15 protein-coding genes are annotated in these 17,027 nt (G+C 42.7%); 9 read left to right on the forward strand and 6 right to left on the reverse strand.

Translation table 11 applies throughout. The annotated features are described in order from the left end of the window. The first annotated feature begins 128 nt into the window (after positions 1–128). The gene (locus tag BM176_RS09940) at positions 129–1,091 is read left to right on the forward strand and encodes a phosphatidylinositol-specific phospholipase C (RefSeq protein WP_177230357.1); all 963 of its coding nucleotides are present in this window, start codon (positions 129–131) and stop codon (positions 1,089–1,091) included. Between the two features lie 144 nt (positions 1,092–1,235). Here the strand turns inward: BM176_RS09940 and BM176_RS09945 are convergent, their stop codons facing one another. After that, positions 1,236–2,105 carry a hypothetical protein gene (locus BM176_RS09945; protein WP_090102367.1) on the reverse strand — a complete coding sequence of 290 codons (870 nt, stop codon included), beginning with the start codon at positions 2,103–2,105 and terminating at the stop codon, positions 1,236–1,238. Positions 2,106–2,370: 265 nt separating this feature from the next. Between BM176_RS09945 and BM176_RS09950 the strand changes: the two genes are divergently transcribed. From BM176_RS09950 to BM176_RS09970, 5 genes are all read left to right on the forward strand, one after another. Continuing rightward, positions 2,371–2,943, forward strand: a complete 573-nt coding sequence (locus BM176_RS09950; protein ID WP_143097772.1) for a hypothetical protein — start codon at positions 2,371–2,373, stop codon at positions 2,941–2,943. A 27-nt stretch (positions 2,944–2,970) separates the two neighbouring features. Further along, positions 2,971–3,642, forward strand: a complete 672-nt coding sequence (locus BM176_RS09955; RefSeq protein WP_143097773.1) for a hypothetical protein — start codon at positions 2,971–2,973, stop codon at positions 3,640–3,642. Further along, complete coding sequence (locus BM176_RS09960) at positions 3,639–4,442, forward strand: sensor histidine kinase (protein WP_090102373.1); 804 nt, start codon at positions 3,639–3,641, stop codon at positions 4,440–4,442. The genes BM176_RS09955 and BM176_RS09960 overlap by 4 nt, the downstream gene beginning before the upstream one ends. 135 nt (positions 4,443–4,577) lie before the next feature. Further along, positions 4,578–5,237: a response regulator transcription factor gene (locus BM176_RS09965; protein WP_090102375.1), complete on the forward strand. Its 660-nt coding sequence runs from the start codon at positions 4,578–4,580 to the stop codon at positions 5,235–5,237. Between the two features lie 27 nt (positions 5,238–5,264). Continuing rightward, complete coding sequence (locus BM176_RS09970; RefSeq protein ID WP_090102377.1) at positions 5,265–6,107, forward strand: DUF2911 domain-containing protein; 843 nt, start codon at positions 5,265–5,267, stop codon at positions 6,105–6,107. Between the two features lie 17 nt (positions 6,108–6,124). On the opposite strand, the gene BM176_RS09975 is transcribed toward BM176_RS09970, so the two are convergent. From BM176_RS09975 to BM176_RS09990, 5 genes are all read right to left on the reverse strand, one after another. After that, entirely contained in the window at positions 6,125–7,828 is a 1,704-nt protein-coding gene (locus tag BM176_RS09975) for a sodium:solute symporter family protein (protein WP_090102379.1), read from the reverse strand. A gap of 153 nt (positions 7,829–7,981) precedes the next feature. Continuing rightward, positions 7,982–8,143, reverse strand: coding sequence for a hypothetical protein (locus BM176_RS32430; RefSeq protein WP_177230358.1), 162 nt, complete (start codon positions 8,141–8,143; stop codon positions 7,982–7,984). 6 nt (positions 8,144–8,149) lie between these two features. After that, complete coding sequence (locus BM176_RS09980; RefSeq protein WP_090102381.1) at positions 8,150–10,627, reverse strand: PIG-L family deacetylase; 2,478 nt, start codon at positions 10,625–10,627, stop codon at positions 8,150–8,152. A 93-nt stretch (positions 10,628–10,720) separates the two neighbouring features. Beyond that, on the reverse strand, positions 10,721–11,050 hold the full coding sequence (locus BM176_RS09985; RefSeq protein ID WP_090102383.1) for a DMT family protein: 330 nt from the start codon (positions 11,048–11,050) through the stop codon (positions 10,721–10,723). Between the two features lie 196 nt (positions 11,051–11,246). Next, positions 11,247–11,564 carry a carboxypeptidase regulatory-like domain-containing protein gene (locus BM176_RS09990; protein ID WP_090102385.1) on the reverse strand — a complete coding sequence of 106 codons (318 nt, stop codon included), beginning with the start codon at positions 11,562–11,564 and terminating at the stop codon, positions 11,247–11,249. Between the two features lie 391 nt (positions 11,565–11,955). On the opposite strand from BM176_RS09990, the gene BM176_RS09995 reads away from it, so the two are divergent. The 3 genes from BM176_RS09995 (at position 11,956) to BM176_RS10005 (ending at position 16,979) form a co-directional block, all read left to right on the forward strand. Continuing rightward, entirely contained in the window at positions 11,956–12,495 is a 540-nt protein-coding gene (locus BM176_RS09995) for an RNA polymerase sigma factor (RefSeq protein ID WP_090102386.1), read from the forward strand. 77 nt (positions 12,496–12,572) lie between these two features. After that, entirely contained in the window at positions 12,573–13,553 is a 981-nt protein-coding gene (locus BM176_RS10000) for a FecR family protein (protein ID WP_090102388.1), read from the forward strand. 81 nt (positions 13,554–13,634) lie between these two features. Continuing rightward, positions 13,635–16,979 (forward strand): SusC/RagA family TonB-linked outer membrane protein, encoded by a 3,345-nt coding sequence (locus BM176_RS10005; protein WP_218162175.1) that lies wholly within the window; start codon positions 13,635–13,637, stop codon positions 16,977–16,979. The last annotated feature ends 48 nt before the right edge of the window (positions 16,980–17,027 follow it).

Below are 17,027 nucleotides of genomic sequence, written 5' to 3' on the forward strand. Positions count from 1 at the left end.
ACCGTATTGTTAACCCTCATCTCCCAATAGTTAAAACTTTCGCAAACCGTGTCTTTCCGATGTGAGAAGTTAAACCCGTGCTGACCTATACCTGACATAATCCTACAAACACATAAACACTTCACAACATGAGAAACACACATCTTATGATCGCTGCAGGCATGTTCCTGGCGATCTCATTTTCCAGCTGTAAAAAGGAAGATGTTACACCAAATCTGTCCCTGAAAGAGGTAGCAGTAACACAGGCCGCAGCAACTATTGCCTCTAACAGTTGGATGACTTCCCTGCCAGACAACAGTAGTATTGCCGCCTTGTCTATTCCGGGTACACACGACAGTGGCTCACGTGTTGAACCAGTAAGCGGTACCGCTAAATGCCAGAACCTGACTATTGCCGAACAACTTGAAGTGGGTGTCCGTTTCCTGGATATCCGCTGCCGCCATATCAACGATGCCTTTGCCATCCATCATGGCTCTATTTATCAGAATCTGAATTTCAATGATGTATTGCTGGCCTGTACAGCATTTTTGAGCAGCCACCCGAAAGAAGTAATTATAATGAGCGTAAAAGAAGAATACGACGCAAGCGGCAATACCCGCACCTTTGAACAAACCTTTGATTCTTATGTGCAACAGTATTCAAATAAATGGTCACTGGGAGCAACTGTTCCAACCTTAGGCCAGGTAAGAGGTAAAATTGTTTTATTGAGAAGATTCGGAGCAACTTCAGTACCTAAAGGTATAGATGCTACCAATTGGGGAGATAACACGACTTTTACTATCAATAACGGTAACGCAAGTTTAAAGATCCAGGACCAGTATGTAGTACCAGACAACAATGTTAAATGGAACAATATCAATGCTTTGTTGACTGAAGCCAGTACGCAGAATCCTAATGTACTGTATATCAATTTCGCCAGCGGATATAAATCCCTGATTTTTAGCATTCCAAGTATTACAACTGTTTCAAACGCTATCAATCCTAAGATAACAACCTACTTTACAGCTAATACACATGGCAGGTATGGTATTATTCCAATGGATTTCGTTGAATCTGGAAAGTCTTCCCTGATTCTGAACACTAATTTCTAGAGATAAAAAAAACAGCTACCCGGGAACTGACTAAGTGGGTAGCTGTTTTTAAAAAATGGGATTGCAAACAACAGGGGGTCAGACATTGCTTAATTAATATAGGTTAAATGGTGTCCCTGATAATTTGAAATAAAATATTGTACACTAATAATTTACTAATGATGATTTCCGTCCCACTACAGCCCAGTTGCTTAACAAACCGGATACGTACCCGGCAGGTTTCTTGACAACAGGTACCTGCTGCATGTGAATATTGATTACACTACAGGAAGCAATGGCTTTACGCCCTGGCATGTTCGCCACATCTGCTTCCTCTTCCCAAAGCAACCGGTTGTCCCTGTATACTTTAAAGTATACATCCGGTGCATTGTTATGCCGGTAATCCCTGATCAGCATCAGCTTTCCTGATGTTAGTTCCCTTCTGCCAAAGCGCAGTTGATAACGTCCCTTTTCATCTGTACTTGTACATGCCAGTAAACGGTTATTGACGGCATTGTACACTTCAACCCTTAATTGTGATTGTCCCTCTCTTGAATGGATGCGCCGTATGGTTCCGGCAATCACCCATGTACCATAACTGGCCCTTATCTGGCTCCAGTTTTCGGCTGGTATTACGTAAGCAAATGCTGCTACGTATCGCTGCAATGAACGTTTCCAATGCGGCACCAGTGTGCTCAGGTGATAATGACTCTCGATGTTTTTTCCTGAGGCTTGTTCTGGCATCCGGTTCAGACAGATATCCAACTCCAGTGGTTCAGTGAAAAGATGCAATTGTTCCCAGTTAAGTGTAAAATTGCCCCTTTCATCCAATGTGGTCTCCGCTAGTAAACGGTCACTTTTAGCGGCTACCTGAGCTGGTGAAAGCTGTTCCGGACCATTAAAAATATTTCTTTTGGGGCAAGCTTTGGGATAGCTCCCTTCCGGTAAATAAACACGTAAACGCGCATTAACCAGAGGTTCTATACAATCATCTGAGATCAATGCAGAAATGTTTCCAATTAACAGGTAACACATAGCTTTAAGGTTTTAAAAAGAAGGGTTAGCATTACTTAACCTCATCTTAACTGTACTCTTTTACGCTTTTTCTCTGCATGATTAGTAAGGAAGAACAAACATGGGAAGAAAGGCCCACAAAGATTGCTCGTTTAGTTAGAGTCGCGATCTCTAACCGACAATGCAAAGATTATGAAGAACCGAAAAACAAACAAGAGTTAACATACTGCAATTATAGAATACGTAGTTCTACGCATTATTTTGGGTGAAATACGCAAAAGTAACCGTGTCAAAACAGGAAAATTTCAATCAAACAATTGTTAATCAATCAATTAAGTGTAAAACCCTTTCTTATATCCCACAAACATGTAATACTGCCTTTTTCTTTGTAGAGAATTTTTTTATGATAATTTTACCTCCAATTAAAAAACCACAACACAATATGAGCAATACTTCTAACAAGTTTCCCCCTGATGCAGGGACTTTTATTTCTGAAAAGGAAGCTCTGAAATATAGAGATGCCTATTTTGAAAAAGAAAAGAAAAGACATCACCATGAAGATTTCACCCGCGCCTATTTCTTTGGTAAAGAAAAACTGGAGCAACTTCTTAATTATAACGAGGAAATCGTAGGTATGCGTATCTATTATGGTGTCGATGTTGACGGAGACGGAATAGATGATAAGAAAATGGTAATTTATCCGGTAGGCAAAGATGGCAAAGATGTGATCATGTACGATACTCATCATCAAGCTGCCGCTACCCGTTCTGCAGATACAGAAGATACAGCGAGTATTGCAACAACCAGCGGGGGGAAAGCCCTGGACGGCGGTGTAGCATGCCCAGTGGAATGTCCATAGTTCATTGTTGATTTAAACCCTTTTTAAGTGCATTTATACTGGATATTATTTTATATTTTGGTGGGGATCGAATGCTTGCTTTTGATCCCCTTTACTCTACGCTTTAAGATACTTGACGAGGGTGGAAAATGGACTTTTTATTACCTGATTGCAAGCTTTTTTTTAGCTGTAGCCTCCTATCTTATAGGCTTGATCTGGAGAAACAATATGTGGTTCTTAGCAACCATGTATTTTATACAATTTCTCATTCTCTCCAGGTTTTTTCAGATTGTCATTAAAAATCTATTATTTAAACGCCTTATTACTTTAACGATAATACCTATATTCATTATTTTCCTGGTAGATGTTTTAAAACTTGAAGGACTATATGCCTATAATTCTTACTTTGCCACCATCAGAACATTAATTCTTATTATTTACGGTGCTATATACTTTTGGCAATTATTGAAGGATGAAGAACTGGTACAAAAATCGGTCTTTATTAATACACTACCCAATTTCTGGTTTAACGCAGCATTTTTTGTTTATCACTCCGGATCTTTTATGTATTCCCTCTCGTATAACCTACTCCAGCAGCAGCAAACGCCAGGAGTAGATACCACCAGAAAAGTGACAGTTATTATTTCTTATTTTGCAGGAATTATTCAGCTGATTCTTCTTTATATTGGCCTGATGAAAGCTAAAAAGAAGCCCCTATGAACACCTCAGAAGTCATTATAATAGGTACCACTGTTATGCTCACAATGGGCATATTAGTAGTAATACTGGTAATTTTTCAGCAAAAGCAGGTAATTGAGCACAAACTTGTATTGCGTGATAAAGACCTTAAGCAGCAGAAGGAAAGGCTGGTAGCTATCTTACAGGGGCAGGAACAGGAACGAAAGCGTATTGCAGAGGACCTGCATGATGAAGTAGGCGCACAGTTATCTGTACTTAAACTGAACCTGAACCAACTCCAGCCCCTCCTGAAAAACGAGAACGGCGAGCAGGAACAATTAAAGGAAACCAAAGACTTTACAGATACTATCATTCAGCAACTCCGTTTTATATCCCAGAGCCTCCACCCTCAGGCCCTTGAGAATCTGGGCCTTTCCCAGGCGCTGGATTCCTTCTGTAACCTGATGAATAAGAATAAAACCGTAAAAATCCTTTATAAAGAAGATGGAACCCAATACCCGGTAGAAAGAGAAAAAGCGCTGAACATATACCGCGTAGTACAGGAACTGATCAACAATATTCTCAAACACGCCCAGGCTACCGAGGTATTAATCTTGTATGAAAGTACACCTACTGTGCTGAATATCAGCATAGAAGATAACGGTAACGGACAATTGCTCCGGTCCCTGGACATTTCACGTAAAAAAACAGGCAGTTTGGGCCTCAAGAATATTGAAAGCCGCCTGAACATTATTGGTGGTAATATAAGGTATCTCCCTGGTGCTACCGGCGGTACTATTGCAGAAATAAGGGTAGAAAATTTCCAAACTGCTGAAGTATAGTCAAATTTATTTTTAGATTTGCTCCTGCTAAGCCAGCTATATGAAAGGCTGTTGGTAAACTAAAAACCTACAAATCCGATAAATATACTCCTTAGCAGGGACAATTTCTACATCCACATAAACTGCCTCCTCCTTATGGCGAACAACATAAAGGTGGCCATTGCCGATGATCATAAAATATTCCGCAGTGGCGTTATTAACACGCTTACTCCTTATGAAAACATCAGTGTTATCTTCGAGGCGGATGATGGTGAGCACCTGTTGCAGCTGATGACAACGCAACAGCCGGATGTAATCCTGATGGACCTCAAAATGCCCAATATGGACGGCATAGAGGCTACCAAGAGAGTAAGAGAAAAATATGCACAGGTTAAAGTAATCGTTCTCACTATGTATGAAGATGATAACTTCATTGTGCACCTTATAGAAAGTGGCGCAAACGCTTACCTGCTCAAAAATGCAGAGCCCGAAGAAATCTATGATGCAATCTGTACTTCACATGAAAAAGGCTTCTATTTCAACGAAAATGTAAACCTGGCACTCCTTAAAAAGGTAATGGTTAAGAATAAACAACACTTTAAACCTACCTTTAAGAACGAAATCCAGTTTACAGAAAGGGAAACAGAGGTATTGAAGTTGATCTGCAACGAATACACAACCCAGCAGATCTCTGAAAAAATATTCCTCAGTCCACGTACCATTGAGGGCCTGCGTCAGAAATTGATTGAAAAAACAGGAGCCAAGAACATAGTGGGCCTTGTTATCTACGCTTTCAGGAATGGCTTCATGGAATAATTTTGTAATTAAACCACCAATATAATTATGAAACCACTATTCAGTTACTTAACAATTGGATGCACAGCACTATTGTGTACACAGTTATCTTTTGCCCAAGGCGTAAAAATGCCGGCTCCAAGTCCTGGCCAAACTATCAAACAGGATTTTGCATTATCTTCTGTTGAAGTAAACTATTCCCGTCCTGCCAAGAAAGGCAGAACCATCATGGGAGATCTGGTGCCTTACGGTAAAGTATGGAGAACAGGTGCCAACGGTGCTACTACTATCACTTTCGGAGAAGATATCTCCTTTGGCGGCAAACCCGTGAAAGCAGGTAAATACGGATTGCTCACCATTCCAGGAGCCAGCGAATGGACAATCATTCTGACTACAAGTCTGGATGTGACCAGTCCTGCTGCTTACAAACCGGAAAATGATGTGGTACAGGTGAAAGTTAAGTCTGAAAAACTACCATTTGCTGTAGAAAACTTCATGATCTCTTTCGAAAATATCACCTCTTCTTCTATGGTTATGGATTTGATCTGGGATGAAACAATCGTACCGGTAACAATCACTGCAGATATCGATCCTAAAGTAGTCGCGCAACTGAATGAAGCTATGAAAGGCGAGAAAAAGCCTTACTTCCAGGCCGCTTCTTACTACCTTGAAACAAACCGTGACCTGAAACAGGCACTCAGCTGGATAGATGCTGCAATCAAAGAAAATCCTAAAGCTTTTTATATGTTTTATACAAAAGCAAGGATCCAGGCTAAAACCGGCGATAAAGCAGGTGCTAAAGCAACTGCCACAGAAGGTATAGAACTGGCGAAAGCTGCTAAGAATGACGATTATGTAGCGCTGAATACAAAATTCCTCGCTACTTTATAATAATAGTCAGTTACGGATCACACAACCTGTTTGATCCGTAACTGATTTCCTCCGAGTTGAATTATATACGCTATCCCAATCACAAGGAAACATCCAATCGCATTTAGCCACAGGAAAGAAACGATCTCCGACATATAGATAATAATCACCAATATCTCTGATATAATAGCCGCCCAGAATGTAGCTGTTCCCATTACTTTCTTACAATAAAACGCTACCAGGAAAATCCCCAGAATCACCCCGTAAAATAAAGAACCCAGTACATTCACCGCTTCTATCAAACTACCCAACCTGCTGGCAAACTGGGCTACCAGTATACAAAACAGCCCCCACCCTACAGTACACCACCGGGATGCACGCAGAAAATGTTTATCCGTCCCTTCCTTACACACCATGCGCTGATAAATATCAATCACAGTAGTGGAAGCCAGTGAGTTCAGTGCTGCTGCAATACTTCCCCACGCCGCCAGGAAAATGATGGCTATCAACAGTCCTACCAACCCTTTAGGCAGGTTGTTCACCACAAAATGAAGGAAAATATAATTAGTATCATTTGTATCCGCAGCAGGATCTGCCTTTTTTATCAGATCTATAGCCTTTTCACGCGTCACGAAAGACTGCGCTTCTGTTTGTTGCAAAGCGGCTTTTGTTCGCCCCACAGCTGCATCATCCTTGCTCTTAATAGCTGCAGACATTTCCTTTACCTGCTGCTGTTTGATAACCCCCAGTTGGTTGTATTCTTTTTCAAGCACTTTAAAGGCAGCCCCTTCTTCAGTATTATATACCTTCTTAATCTGCGCCTCATTAAAGAAGATGGGCGCTCTGAAATAGAGATAAAATACAAATACCAGCGCACCAATCAACAAAATCAGAAACTGCATCGGTACCTTTACAAGGCCATTCATCAGCAGTCCCAGTCTGCTTTCCCTCACAGAACGGGCTGTCAGGTAACGACCCACCTGCGATTGGTCCGTACCAAAATAAGATAATGCCAGGAAAAAGCCCCCTATCAACCCACTCCAGATATTGTATTTATCTTTCCAGTCGAAACGGGTTTCAATCACATTCAGCTTATTCATCTTACCGGAAACCTGTAATGCATCATTAAAACCAATTCCTGCCGGCAACAGGTGTACTACCATCCATCCTGCCAGGAACATTGCCGCAAAAATGATGGCCAGCTGCAATGTCTGCGTATAACTTACTGCTCTTGTACCTCCAGAAACAGTATAGATAATAAGCAGCCCGCCCATGATAATATTGGTATAATAAATATTCCATCCCAGCAACGAGGATAATATAATCGAAGGAGCATAAATACTGATACCGGTAGATAAGCCTCGCTGCAACAGGAATAACCCTGAAGTAAACGTACGTGTTTTCAGATCAAAGCGTTGCTCCAGGTATTCATACGCCGTATATACCTTCAGTTTATGAAAGATAGGCACAAACGTTATACACAATACCACCATCGCCAGTGGCAATCCAAAATAGTATTGTACAAACCGCATTCCATCAGTGTAGGCCTGTCCGGGAGCAGACAAAAAAGTAACCGCACTGGCCTGTGTACCAATAATAGATAATAATACAATATACCAGGGCATTGATTGATTATCAAGGAAATACCCTGCCATATTCTGCTGGCCCCGGCTTTTCCATATGCCATACAAAATAATACCAACCAGTGTAACCACTAGCACAATCCAGTCTGCTACGCTCATGAATATACTTTAGTAAATAAATAAAAACCTATCATCAGTAAGGCCAGCCAACCCGTGACAAATACATACCACATCCACCAATGTGGAAATAATGGAGGTTTATCTTCTATCATAACCAGAATTAATTACAGGTATCAGTTTTAATAGTTATCGCTACTTACGCTTCTTTAACATATTACCACTCAACAAACCCAGTGCAAGGCCAATTAACAAACCTATATGCACCCTTTTGATTTCAAAGCCAATCACCAACCCTATCACAATACACATGATCCCTACGATGGTAAGCCTCGGCCTGTTCTCTTTTGCGCTCATTACAGCTTATTTCTTTGTTGATATCAGATTCACAAATAACCGGTATGCACCAGGTACTCCTGCAGGCAACTGTCTGAAAAAGGAAAGTGAAGTATATACATATCTGCCCTTACCGTAATCAGCCACAATAGTTGAGCCTTGTAGAGACTCTTCTCCTTTATCATGTATAGCTAATATTTTCCTGTAAGCCGGATCTGCCGTCTGGGTAAAATAAAGCCCACGTTCCTGTACCCATCCATCAAAATCCTGCGGGGTGATATTGTTCGGATAATGCAGAACTTCATCTTCCGGATGTAACAATGTTACTTCCGCTGTTTCATCTGTAACACGGTCACGGGTTAGTGTAAACGGATATGGCCCTATATCGGTGACCATCAGAGGGCCGTTCACGTTATATTGTACCAACAGCGTACCGCCGTTTTTCACATATTCCATCAAACGGGGCTGCCAGTATTTTATTCGTGGATTGATATTGTATACACGAACGCCTGTTATGATAGCATCATACTGCTGAAGATTGCCACTCATGATATCCTGCTCCCCCAGTTCTGTTACTTCATAACCTACCTGTTGCAGCGATGCAGCTACCAGATCGCCAGCACCGGCAATATATCCAAGCTTACGGCCATTATGTTTCAGATCTACCGTTACCAGCCTTGCAGCAGCATCCGGGAACAGGGTGATATTCGGAATATGATCGTAGTTTATGGTCTTAAGACTCTGCGTATAGTCCTTCCCATTACAATGCATTACCACCCTGAATGTATCTGTACGATTAGTGCCGGATACCTTTAATGGTGTGATATGAAAAATAACAGTGGCCTCATCTCCTTTCGTAGTAAGCGCAAATGGCTGGGATGCTTCTGTGCTGGTAAAACCAGTTGGCAGCTGCAGGCTTACGGTACCGGTGGTGTTATCTCCCATAGCATGGAGTTTCACCTGTACCGGCTGTGCAGCCGTTTCTGTAAAAATATATACGCTGCTGTTCAGGTTTGCCACTACCGGTGGCGCAATCACCAGCGGCTGATACAACTCTCCTTTTACAGCATCGGTAAATTTATATTGCAGCGGACGTGTTACAGTCATCGCTTCTCCGTCAATGAGTAATTTTACAACAGCCTGTAACACAGGTTTGTTTTCAGGATAACCTGTCAGCATCGGATCGTCTACTGTATAAATACCAATAGGATGTGGCTTACGCAACCAGTAAGGTTGTGATTCAGGTGTATTGGCCGGTACTGTTAAATTTTGCGGAATGGTACGCAGCTGATTATACTTCAGTGGTTGATCTTCCAGGAGTGTATCCTTACCGGCAAAGCTGAGTTGTTGCACTTTCACAGATATGTTACTGTTACAGATCAGTTGCACGCTGCCTTGTAAAGGTTGTCCGGGCACCAACACCTGTGTGGTACTATATGCCTCCACCCACAGGGCTGCACAGGCTAATATCAGTTGTTCCGTTTCCTGTAATTTCTGTGTACGCCAGTAACCTTCCGGTAATGCCGTAATAGCTTTCCTGATGGCCAGCAAAGCAGGTACGGAAGCAGCGGGATTATCTATATTATAAGCAGCAACCGCTTTATCTATCATGCTGCCAATAGGCTCACCGCCTTTTACACGATCCCAGGTAGCATCAATACCATCCAGCAGACTGTATTTGGGTGTATCTCCTTTAATAGTGAGGAAGAATTCCGTTGAACTACCTCTGGCTGCAGATACACCAAACCCCTGGCTTTTATGCTGGGAACGGCTTTCTGCAGCTATTTCTCCATATCCTTTCCCTAATAAATAGTTATAGGCTCCTACATCAATTTTGAACTGATCATTACTGGTAGTATTGATATTGCCGAAACTATAGGTGTTCCATAATAACCGGCGTGCTTTCCAAGGCTGTAATTGTTTCAGTTGTTCCGGATAACGTTTTGGATCAGCTGCTGCTTCAAAAGCTTCTGCTGCCAGCATAGCTGAAGCAGTATGATGTCCGTGTCCCGCACGACTATCAGCAGGGAAGCGGCATACAATCACATCGGGCTGGAATTTGCGGATCATCCATACCACATCTCCCAGGATCTTTTCCTTGTCCCAGATAGTGAATGTTTCTGTGGGGTTCTTGGAGAACCCGAAATCCAGTGCACGGGTAAAAAACTGCTCTGCACCATCAATACGGCGGGCCGATAGTAATTCCTGTGTACGGATCAGTCCAAGCAGCTCTCCCTGTTCATTACCCACCAGGTTTTGCCCGCCATCTCCGCGGGTTAATGAAAGGTAACCGGTACGATATAGTTTTTCCTTTGCCAGGTAGCCCAGCAAACGGGTATTTTCATCATCCGGATGAGCGGCAATATATAATACGCTTCCAAGTGTATCCAGTTTTTTAAACCGCAGCTTAATATCCGCAGCATTCATCACCGGTGAGGGCTGTGCCCACACAGCAATAGCTTGCAGTAAACAAGCTGTCAGCACTATATAGATCCTTCTAACCATTGCTATTGATTGTTTAACAGTGGTCAAAAATAGTGATTATATATAGCTGCGGAAGAAATTGTGATAAAAGGATCAGGACACTGTCCCGCAAATTCACTTTTTAAACATAAAGTAAACTGCTCCCATTATAAAAGCAAAGGATACAAGATAATTCCAGCGAAGAGGTTCTTTCAGATAAAAGATGGCGAAGAGGCTGAACACAGTGAGGGTCACTACCTCCTGGATAGTTTTCAGTTGGAAACCATTGAAGCCCGCCTGTTCTCCGAACCGGTTGGCAGGTACCATAAAGCAATATTCAAAAAAGGCAATTCCCCAACTGATCAGAATTACTTTCCACATGGCCACATTCTGGTATTTCAGATGACCATACCAGGCAAATGTCATGAAGGTGTTGGAGATAATTAAAAGAATAACGGTACGCATGAATTTCTCTATTGTCCAAAAATACACTCCATTTTATAATTATTTGATAACAAGGGCTATCAAATAATTATAAACGAATGATTTACATCTTACTAAAGTAGAGAAAAAAGTAAACCGGCCCAAAAGAGCCGGCCGATTGTTACAGGTCTCAACTTTCCTATCATGCTTAGGAGTTGTAAGTTTAAACGTGAAGCTGTTATTTCTCCAGCTTTATCTCTCCAAAATCTGTCACTTTCCCATCTACTACTTTTACATCAGGAAGAGTCACGTTTTTATAAGGTGCTTTTGCATTAATAATCACGGTATAGGTACCTGCTTTTACAGGTTGTATCGAAAACGTTCCGTTAACGATGGCCGCTTTCAGGGTATCTACCCCCGTTATCGCCCATGCTTCCGTAGCACCGTCTTCAGGAATTACCTTGCCACTGATAGAACCTCCTTCAGCTATCCCGAAGGCTAATGTTCCTGTAATCAGTATGACAAGGGCCCAAAAGCCGAACTTTGTCATTTTCATACATTTGGTTTTTCTGGTTTACAAATAAAGACTGGTTATAAAAAGTTATACTAGTTCTTTTTTTGCCCGGTATTTAAATTAGCAGGCGCCTGCCAGATACCGGTTTATTCACTGTCTACATATACTATACAACCAACAATGAGGTTACCATTAGTCCGTTTAAAAAAAGTTTAGCTTTTTTTTTAACAAAAAGGATGACGCATGTAAACCCTTTACTGTAGCGGGTTAAAATAAAAACCGGCTCCCAATTGTCCGATACTCTGGTTGCTAATCAGCCAATTGGAGGATTAATTGAGAGAATAGAGTAATTTTGCTTCGTACCTTTTTTGATAGCCGGCTTTAGTCTGTTGCCATTACATGTACAAAAAAGATTAGAAAAGAAAGTTACAGGATGTTGCCGCTCAACAATACAGATATAGTTACCGGAGTCCGGAACAGGGATAAACGCGTGTTTGAAATAATATTCAATCAGTTTTCGCCATCCATGTTCAGCATTGCTTTGCGATACCTACGCGATCATGACGAAGCGCAGGATATTGTGCAGGATGTATTTATGAACCTATGGCGTACCGCCGAAAACCTTGATGACCGTGCACCTGTCCAACACTACCTGGCCAGGGCTACTGTCAATACCTGCCTCAACCGCATCAAAAAAGCCCAGCGACAACAACAATATTCCAGGGAGCAACAACTTACGGCCGAGCCTACCGTAGAACATTTGTTGCTGGAACATAAAGAGTTAGAAGCCCAATACCTCTCTATCCTGGAAAAACTACCCGAACAGTGCCGCCGCGTTTTTGAAATGAGCCGTTTTAAAGGACTCTCACCGGCAGAAATAGCCCAGCAACTCAATATATCCATCAATACAGTATATACTCACCTTACCACAGCATTGAAAAAGATCAGGATGGGACTTCTCAACCAACAGTGATGCACAGACTACCCGGTGGAATTTTTATTTTCAAAGACTAATGGTAAGGATATTTTTGATTGTATTAATAATAAGAGATGAAACAACAGCAACCTGATATCGATGTCGTTATCCGCTACCTGGAAGAACCAGGACGAGAGGAGCACAAACGTTCACTGGATGAATGGTTGCAACAGGATGCTGCCAATTTGGATATATTCCTGGAAACGAAAGCGTTATGGCAGGGAGAAATCTTACCGGCACCCACATCTTATAATATACCACAACAATGGCAGGTACTGGAATCCAAACTGGTTCCGGCTACAACCACTCCCGTTATTCCACTTAAACCGGAAAAACGTGTAAAACCATTGGCTCACCGGTACTGGTGGGCAGCAGCAATCGCTGTACTGATAGCAGGTGCCTGGTCATTATTCTACCAGCCACTTTATATAGCACAGCAAACCGCTCAGAATACAGACAGCCTGTTATTACCGGATGGTACCAAACTTTACCTGAACGCCCACACCAGTGTTAAATACCCCCGCCATTTCAAAGGCAACAGCCGTGAAGTATTTGTACAACAGGGAGAAGTATTTGTGGACGTAAAACATATGCCGGAAAAACCTTTTTCCGTACATCTTAAAAATGTAGATATCCAGGTATTGGGTACCTCCTTTGATGTAAAACAAACCGCTAAAGGCGTGAACGTATTCGTGCAGAGCGGTAAAGTAAAAGCCATCTATAAGAACAGTAAAAAATCAGTTATACTCACTCCCGGACAGGAAGCAGAAATGCTGCTGGCCGAAGCAACTATCAGCACTCGCCATCATAAAAATAATAATCCCATTGCCTGGAAAACAGGATATCTCTCCTTCGACGATGCTCCTCTTTCTGAAGTAGCCAAAGTGCTGGAAGATTATTATAAGGTACATATTGTGCTGAAAAATGAAGCCCTGGCAGATAAAAAACTGCTTGCTACCTTCCATAAAGAATCTCTTTCTGAGGTAATGGACATCCTGTCCAAAACCCTGCAGGTTCATACCGTGCAAAAAGATAGCCTGATAGAAATTTATTAGTCGTCCACAGAAATGCAGGATAAACAACAGGCATTCCGTAAGGCGGCTTTTATAAAGCGCTGCTACATTGTACTCTTTTGTATGTGTATCAGTCTATCCTATGCCCATGCCAATCCCTTCCAGGATAGCGACACCATAAAGGTAAGCCTGCGGGTAAATAATATGAGCCTGAAACAGGTGCTTCGGCTGATAGAAAAACAAACCGGCCTCTCATTCGCCATCTCTTCCTCCATCGTTGAAAATTCAAGAAATATTACTATCCAGGTACAGCAGCAACCATTAAAAGATGTGCTGCGACAAATCTTTACACCTTCACAATATGCCTGGGAGATCAGAAATAAACAAATCATCATCTACCCTTCTTCCCAACCTCCTCCCCTTCGGGGTATTCCCAACCGGTCCATCAATACAGAACCTGAAAAATTCATCGTGAGCGGTGTAATTTCAGATGGTGAAAGACCTTTGCCGGGAGTCTCTATCAGGGAAAAAGGAACACATAACGGTGTAAGCAGCAGTGAGAACGGTCGTTTCCGATTGGAGGTAAACAACGGTCAAGCCGTTTTACAACTTTCCCTGATCGGTTATGAAAGTCAGGAGATACCCCTGCGGGAACGCCACAACGTGGATGCTCTGCTACAGGGCGATACCAAAATACTTAACGATCTTGTGATCATCGGCTACGGCATCCAGAACAAAGCCAATATCACCGGATCCATTACCAAAGTGGAAGGCCGCCGGCTCAAAAGCAGACCAGTTAATAATGTGATAGCAGCGCTACAGGGTACTGCTCCCGGATTACTGGTAACCCGTAACAACGGACAACCCGGTAAAGAAGGATTTAACATCCAGATCCGCGGATTGTCATCTGTAAATAACAGTGAACCTCTAGTGCTTGTGGACGGTGCTCCGGGATCTATCACCCTACTGAATCCGAATGATATAGAATCTGTGTCTGTATTAAAAGATGCGGCTGCGGCTTCTATCTATGGGCCACTGGCTGCCAGCGGCGTAGTACTGGTTACTACCAAAAGAGGAAAAAGCGGAAAGATCAGTGTTGAATATAACAGCCTGTTTGGTGTGGAAAGACCGATCCACCTGCCGGAACGTATGCACTCCTGGCAGGCGGCTCCCCTGCAGAATGAGGCATTGCAGAATGCTGGCCTGCCCGCTGCATGGACCAGCCAGGAAATTGCAATGATGAAAGATCCTGCAATCAACTTCACTTTGAAAACAGATGGAAGTGGTAATTATAATTATTACGATGATTTCAACCCGCTACAGTATGTTACCCGTAACAATAGCACCACTTCTACCTATAATGTGAGTGCCAGAGGCGGTTCTGCCGATCATCAGTATTATTTATCCCTGGGTCAGTTTTCCAGGCAGGGCTTATTCAATACGGGTTCCGACAATACCTCCAGGACAAACCTGCAACTGAATATCAATAACCGGCTGAGTGATGTATTCAGCCTGGAAACCAGCCTTCAGTATGCACAAAGCCGCACACTCTCGCCAGGGTGGCGCGTAGATGGCAACAATGGTATCCTCAACTTTCTTTATCAGGCTCCGGGCAATGTACCCATCTATGTTCCCGGTACTAATAAATATACCTACGGCTTCAACAGCTATGCATTATTAAAAGATGCGGGGAAACGCGATGAACAAACATCTTTTGCAGATGCCGTATTTACCTTGAAAGCAGAAAACCTGTTCAAGGGCCTTACTCTTAAAACGGTGTACAGTCCGCAGTTAAATACTTACCACGACAGGCTGGCTAAAAAGCAGGTCGATTTTTATGAGGCCAGCGGTCTGACTGCCAGTGCCAACGATCCCAACTCATTTAAAAGGGGCCGCTTAATGGAGGTGCAACATAGCCTCCAGCTACTGGCTGATTATGACCTGCCTGCTGGGGAAAAGAACAGTGTACACATCCTGGGAGGATATGCTTTTGAAAGTCATTACCAGCATCAGTTGATCGCTGCTGACACGGCTGTATCTGCAAATGAACTGGCGCAACTTTCCTTTAATGACCCAACACAACACGGTGCTGTTCACTTTAAAGGTGCAGGCAGCCTCTCTTCCCTGTTCGCCCGCATTAATTATAATTACAACGACCGTTACCTTCTGGAAGCGAACCTGGTGGCTGCCAAACTACTCTTCAATAATACAGAAACAGCAGACCTCAGCCGGCAACATCTCTTCCCGTCCTTTTCTGCTGGCTGGCGACTGAACAATGAAAAATGGTTTAGCAACGCATTTCCTTTCTTTGACGAATTTAAACTAAGGGCCTCCTGGGGAATGCTGGGAAGCTTTAACTGGCGCACAAGTCTGAACGACTTTAATTATTATGATCAGTTGCACCATCCACTTGTATACCCGATAACTTCCTATACAGACTTTGACCGTTACATCCCCGGGAATAATAACTGGGAAACCATCACCACAACCAATGGCGGACTGGATATGGCTTTCTTCAAGGGTAGACTTAATATTAATGCAGACTACTTTGTGAAACACAACCCCAGGATGCAGATAGCCTTACAAACTCCTATGACGTATCTGTTGGAAGCGCCCGTTTTTTACACCGCTGCGATGCGCTCATGGGGATGGGAACTGAATCTTGGCTGGCGCGATAACAGAGGCTCTTTCAGCTATTGGGTAAATGCCAACCTGTTCGACGATCAGAATAAAATCTTTCGGAGTAATGGAAATACTCCCTGGCTCGCGGGCAACAATCATGGCCTGGACGGACTTCCTTACAATTCAATTTTAGGATATAAAAGCAATGGATTTTTCCAGGATAACAATGAAGTGAATAGTCACGCGTATCAGGGCACAACAACGGCTGCTGGCGATTTACGTTATACAGATGTAAATAACGATGGTATCATTAATGTTGGCAATAATACGAAAGCAGATCATGGCGACCTGGTATACCTGGGAAGTTCTCAACCCCGTTACTCTTATGGATTTGATGGAGGCTTCTCCTGGAAAGGACTGGATTTCTCAGTGTTCTTACAAGGTATAGGACAAAGAAAAGTATTGGTACTGGCTAAATATAGCATGCCGTTTGTACAGGGCTGGCAGCAACCCTGGGAAATACACCAGGATTCCTGGCGACCAGATAACCCCAATGCAGCCTTTCCACGGCTGTACGCAGGAGATAATCAAAACCTGCAACCATCCTCATTCTGGGTAATGAATGCAGCTTATATAAGATTAAAGAACCTCCAGTTGGGATATACCTTTCATTTTGCCTATAACCGGCCTCTGATCAAAACTATCCGGGTTTATTTCTCCGGACAGGATTTATGGGAAGTAAACAGGATGAAGATTAAATATTACGATCCAGAACAGGCTGCTAATACCGGCTATCAGTATCCCTTTTTTCGCTCTTTCACCCTTGGGCTAAATGCTACATTTTAGTCTCTTTCCAACAAAATAAAAGCCCCTTACGGAGCTTCATCTTTATAA

This window comes from Chitinophaga sp. CF118 (genome assembly GCF_900112615.1).
Lineage (GTDB): Bacteria > Bacteroidota > Bacteroidia > Chitinophagales > Chitinophagaceae > Chitinophaga.